Here is a 5,061-nt window from a genome sequence, read left to right as displayed (position 1 = left end):
GCGGCGTCGTCGAGGGTGACCGGGATGGAGGCGGAGCCCGTGTTGCCGTAGGTCTCGACCGTGGTGCGCATGCGGCCGGCCGGGATGCCGATCCGTTCCGCGAGGTCCTGGAGCATCCGGCCGTTGGCCTGGTGCGGGACGAAGTGGTCGATGTCGCGCGGGTCCACGCCCTGGTCGGCGAGGAACTGGGCGATCGCCGGGGCCACCTGGTCCGCGACGAACTCGCGGACCGCGCGGCCGTTCATCCTGAAGTAGTGCAGCCCCTCGCGGAGCGTGTCCGCGGAGGCGGGCAGCCGGCTGCCGCCCGCGGGCACCTGGATGAGGTCCCGCTCGGCGCCGAACCCGGCGAGCCGGGAGGTGATCCCGGCGGACCGTCCCCCGGCGGCCGGCCCGAGGACGACCGCGCCCGCGCCGTCACCGAACAGGATCGCGGTACGCCGGTCCGCCCGGTCGAGGATGCGTGAGTAGATGTCCGCGCCGACGACCACCGCGTAGCCGCCGGTGCCGCGCAGCATCCGCTCGGCGGCGGTGAGCGCGAACACGAAGCCGCTGCACACCGCGTTGACGTCGAAGGCGGCCGTGCCCGGCCCCGCGCCCAGGCCGTCGGCGACCGCGCTCGCGGTGGGCGGCTGCGGTGCGTCGGGCGTGGACGTGGCGACGATGACCAGGGACAGCTGGGCGGCACGGATCCCGGCGTTCTCCAGGGCGGCGCGGCCCGCCGCGACGGCGAGATCCGAGGTCGCCTCGTCCGGCTTGGCCCAGCGGCGGGTGCGGATGCCGGTACGGCTGTGGATCCAGGCGTCGTCGACACCCGCCGGGTGGCCGGCCTCGTCGTTGGTGACGACCTGGGAGGGCAGGCAGGAGCCCGTGCCCAGGATGCCGACGGACGCCGTGGGGTGTCCGTCGTGGTGCGTTCCGGTGGTGATCACTGAAGACCCCTCGTGTTCCTCGGTGACTCGGGCTCGGGTCGGAGCGGGGAAATATCCGCCAGAAACGGGCTGCCTGCCGCGCGGCCCATCGTTCCGCGCGGCGTCGGGGCGGTGCCATCGCCGATCCCGTGGCCTGTCAGATGGCCTGGAATGTGTCAGGTGTCAGGCGCCGGCCAAACCGCGGGCGACGATCCCGGCCGCCCGGACGACCCGGCGGGCCTGGAACTCGACGGCGGCGAGGTTGTCCTCGTGGACGTTGCCGGGACGGTTGCGGGTGACGCTGCTGCTGCCGTACGGGTTGCCGTTCTCCTCGCGGAACAGCACCGGGTCGCTGGAGCCGTTCGCGACGACGAACGAACCCCAGTGGCAGACCGCGTTGTACAGCGCCAGCAGGGTCGTCTCGTGGCCGCCGTGCGGGGCCGAGCCGGAGGTGAACGCGGAGACCACCTTGTCGGCGAGCAGGCCGGGAATGGACACGGACGCGGTGGAGTCGACGAAGACCGAGACGGGCGCGGCGGGCAGCCCGAACCGCACCGGCGTGCCCAGCAGGATGCCGTCGGCCCACACCAGGTCCTCGGGCGTCGCCACGGGAATGTCCCGGGCGGCCTCGGCCTGGGCGGTGACGGCGTCCTCGGTGCCGGGCACGACCGTGTCGGTCTCCAGCCCGGCGATCCGCCGCAGCCGCACCTCGGCCCCCGCCTTCAGCGCCGCCTCCGCGGCGGCCTCGGCGAGCCGGTGCACGTTCCCGGTGGACGAGAAGTAGGCAACGGTGATCTTGGTCATGGTGAAGGGCTCCTCATGAGCGTCGGGGGTCTTCGGTGACCGGCTGGAGCAGGGACACCGCCTTCTCCGCGAGGGCCACGGCCGCGTCCGGGTTCTCGGCGTGGACGCGGACGTGGGCGAGGCGGGCGTAGGAGCTGTGCAGGCCGGTGAGTTCGGTGCCGTCGGGCAGGAGCTGGCGGGCGTCGCGCACACCGTCGAGGGCGCGCACCTCGTCCCAGCCGTCGATCCGCACCAGGCGGCCCCGCAGGTCGGGGGCGAGGTAGGCGATGGCGGCGGCGCCGTCGTAGACCGGGGTCTCGCGGCGGGCCGCCAGGCCGGGATCGCCGGCGACGGACCGGCCGGCGAACTGGCGGGCCCACAGCTCGTAGATGTCGACGCCCGCGACGTCCCGCACCAGGTGCAGGATCTCGTCGCCGCCGATGCGCAGATGCGTCTCGACGGTGACCGGCCCGTCGGGGCCGACGATCACCTCGGTGTGGGTGGGGCCGAGGGTGACGCCGAGGGAGTCCAGGACGGTGCGCACGTGGGCGACGATCCGGCGCTCGGTGTCCGGGGAGACCCGCGCGGGCATCACGTGCCCGGTCTCGACCTTCGTCGCCTCGTCCTTGAACTTCTCGGTCACCGCGAGGACGTGGTGCGTCCCGTCGGCGGTGACCGCCTCCACGCTGTACTCCGGCCCGGAGACGAACGCCTCGGCGAGCGGCGGTGACGGGTCGAGGCGGGGGACGCGCGCTCCGGTCGCGGCGAGCGCCGCCGGCAGTTCGCCGGGGGTCGACGCGACGGCGACTCCCACACTGGCCCGGCCGGAGGTGGGCTTGAGGACCACCTTGCCGCCCACCGCCTCCTGGAACGCGGTCAGTTCGGCGAGGTCCGCGCTCTGCAGGTGCGGGACGTCCTCGATGCCCGCGGCCCGCAGATGGCGCCGCATCCGGGCCTTGTCCTGGGCGAGCCGGACGGTGCGCAGCCGGTGGCAGGGCACCCGCAGCCGCTCGGCGATGGCGGCGGCGCGCTCCTGGTCGATCTCGGAGAACGCGGCGACCCGGTCCACGGGCCGCTCCTGGTGCAGCCGGCGCGCGGCGGCCAGCCAGCCCGCGAGGGGGGTGTCGTCGGCGAGGACGATCACGGCCCGGTTCTCGCCGACCCCGCTGACCAGCGGCAGCGCGGAGGCGCGGCAGATCACCGAGGTACGGATGTCCGGGTCGGCGTCGCGCAGCAGGTCGTGCAGGTGGGAGCCACCGCTGACGATGAGGACATGGGTCATCTCATGCCGTCCTTCCGGCCGTCTCGGGTTCGGTGTCCACGGCGGCACCGGGATCGGTGGCCGTGGGCACCGTGGCGTTCTCGCGTGCCCTGATCTCCGCGCGGCCCACGGTCAGCGCGACGCCGGCGCCCGCGAGCGCGGACAGCACGGCGAACACCGGCCAGCCGAGCGCGTTCGGGAGGATGACGGCGGTGATCACCCAGGGCGCGACGATGCCCTGCAGGGCGGTACCGAGCTGGAACGTGGACAGGTACTGGGTGAGCCGGTCGGGGCGGGCCAGTTCGTAGGAGATGGCCCAGGCGCCGCCCGACTGCCACAGTTCGGCGGCGGTCAGCAGCACCACCGCGAGCACGGCGAACGCCGTGGCCGCCCAGACCGCCCCGGTGGCACCCATCGCCCAGCAGGCCAGCGCGAACCCGCCGAGCGAGAACCCGGCCCAGGCCATGGAGGCGACCGCGCCGCGCAGGGTGTCGGAGGGCCGGGCGAACCGGGCCTGGAAGAGCACCGCCATCACCGTGTTGAGCACGTACAGCGGCCCGTACAGCGACAGCGGCACGTCGGTGTGCTGGGAGATCCACAGCGGCAGGGCCAGCGGCAGCAGCGTCAGGTGCATGGACAGCAGCCCGTTGAGCACGGCCGTGGCCAGGTAGCGCAGGTCGGCGACGAGGGTGGGCCGGCGGTCCTTGGCGGGGGCGGCCGTGGTGACCAGCCGGGTGACGCCCGCGCGCTGGAGCATCAGGGCGGAGGCGAGGAAGAACACCGCGTTCCCGGCGATCAGGAAGAGGAACGCGTCGTCGCTGCCCTGCTGGATGGCGGCGGTGGCGACGAGCGCGCCGAGGCCGAAGCCGACGTTGCGCACGGCCCGCACCTTGGCGAGGGTGTCGCCGCGTTCCTCGTCGCCGACGGCGCTGCCCACGACGGCCTGGCTGACCGGCGGCACGGCGGCGTCGGCGAGGCCGATGCAGCAGGCGACGACGGCGAAGGAGGTGAAGTCGCCGACGAAGCAGTAGGCGACGTTGCCGAGGCCGCGCCACACCTGGATGGCGATGTAGACGCGGCCCGCGCGGATCCGGTCGGCGAGCATGCCGACGGGGACGGTGCCGAGGAACCCGATCAGTCCGGCGAGGGACAGGCCGAGGCCGACCTGGCTGTTGCTGAGCCCCGCGACCTGGGTGAAGTAGAGCGCGGAGCCGGCGTAGAACATGCCGGTGCCCAGGGCGTTGACGAGCGCGGTGAGGGCGAGCTTGCGCCCGATGGCGCTGCGCGGCACCAGCGTGCTGTCCAGCAGCCGTGCCAGCGGACCGCGTGCCGCCGGCCCTCCCGGCTTGCCCGGATCGGACATGGCTTCCTCCCTCAGAAGTGCAGGACGCCCGCGGTGCGGGTGTTCTTGTAGGCGGTGACGCCGATGACCGGGCTCTCGAAGGCCGGGACGGCTCGGGCGTAGGCGCCGGCGTAGCCGCCGGGCGTGTAGAAGAGGCCCCAGGCGGCCTGCCAGTCCTCGACGCGGCCGGTGGCGGGGTCGACGACGGGCTCGGAGCGGGGCACGACCCGCCGCTGCACGATCGCCCCGTCGGCGGCACCGGCGCGCAGCGCGGTCAGCCACTCGTCCTCGGGGGTGGTCCAGCCGGCGATGACGCCGACGCCGCCGTAGAAGGCGTTGGGCTTGAGGATCAGTTCCTCGCGGTGGGCGCGGCAGTACGCGATCAGCTCGTCGTCGAGGGCGGCCCCGCCCCCCAGGGCGCGGGTCCAGGGCAGGACCCGGTCGATCAGCTCCCGCTCCGCGCTGGTGAAGCGGTCGTGGTGGCGCGGGTCGGACAGCAGCGCCAGGCAGGCCTTGTTGGCGAAGAGGTTGCTCTCCATCGGGGTGAACAGCACGACGCTGCCCTCCTCGTGGGCGCGGAAGACCGGTTCGACGAGGTCCGCGCCGTGCGGGTCGCCCATGATCTCCTCGACGGTGAAGCAGCGCAGGATCACGTCGACGGGCCGCCCGCCCAGGTGCGGCTTGCCGCCCCGGAAGGTGAGGTCGCCGATCTCCGCGACGTGATGCGCGGCTTCGGCCTCGACTTCCACGTCGCGGAGATCGGCGAC

At 73.9% G+C, this 5,061-nt stretch carries 4 protein-coding genes and 1 pseudogene; all 5 read right to left on the bottom strand.

The features are described from left to right. A partial coding sequence (locus tag CCN42_RS38130; protein WP_245877661.1) for a 3-oxoacyl-ACP synthase III family protein occupies positions 1–929 on the bottom strand: 929 nt, incomplete at its 3' end. A gap of 162 nt (positions 930–1,091) precedes the next feature. Beyond that, the gene (locus CCN42_RS38125; RefSeq protein ID WP_086167890.1) at positions 1,092–1,712 is read right to left on the bottom strand and encodes a flavodoxin family protein; all 621 of its coding nucleotides are present in this window, start codon (positions 1,710–1,712) and stop codon (positions 1,092–1,094) included. Between the two features lie 13 nt (positions 1,713–1,725). Further along, positions 1,726–2,973 carry an ATP-grasp domain-containing protein gene (locus tag CCN42_RS38120; RefSeq protein WP_086741818.1) on the bottom strand — a complete coding sequence of 416 codons (1,248 nt, stop codon included), beginning with the start codon at positions 2,971–2,973 and terminating at the stop codon, positions 1,726–1,728. Position 2,974: 1 nt separating this feature from the next. Beyond that, a complete protein-coding gene (locus CCN42_RS38115; protein WP_086741817.1) occupies positions 2,975–4,315 on the bottom strand; it encodes an MFS transporter in 1,341 nt (446 codons plus the stop codon). An 11-nt stretch (positions 4,316–4,326) separates the two neighbouring features. Beyond that, a pseudogene (locus tag CCN42_RS43020) lies at positions 4,327–5,061 on the bottom strand (hypothetical protein); the annotation flags it as partial.

The sequence above is a fragment of the Streptomyces glaucescens genome (assembly GCF_002154375.1).
GTDB classification, from domain to species: Bacteria; Actinomycetota; Actinomycetes; order Streptomycetales; family Streptomycetaceae; genus Streptomyces; species Streptomyces glaucescens.
The sequence above is the reverse complement of the archived record's forward strand: the minus strand, read 5'-3'. Positions and strand labels throughout refer to the sequence as shown.

Coding starts and splice junctions, on each gene's coding strand:
- CCN42_RS38115 (WP_086741817.1), bottom strand. CDS start 4,315: ATGTCCGATCCGGGCAAGCCGGGAGGGCCGGCGGCACGCGGTCCGCTG.
- CCN42_RS38125 (WP_086167890.1), bottom strand. CDS start 1,712: ATGACCAAGATCACCGTTGCCTACTTCTCGTCCACCGGGAACGTGCAC.
- CCN42_RS38120 (WP_086741818.1), bottom strand. CDS start 2,973: ATGACCCATGTCCTCATCGTCAGCGGTGGCTCCCACCTGCACGACCTG.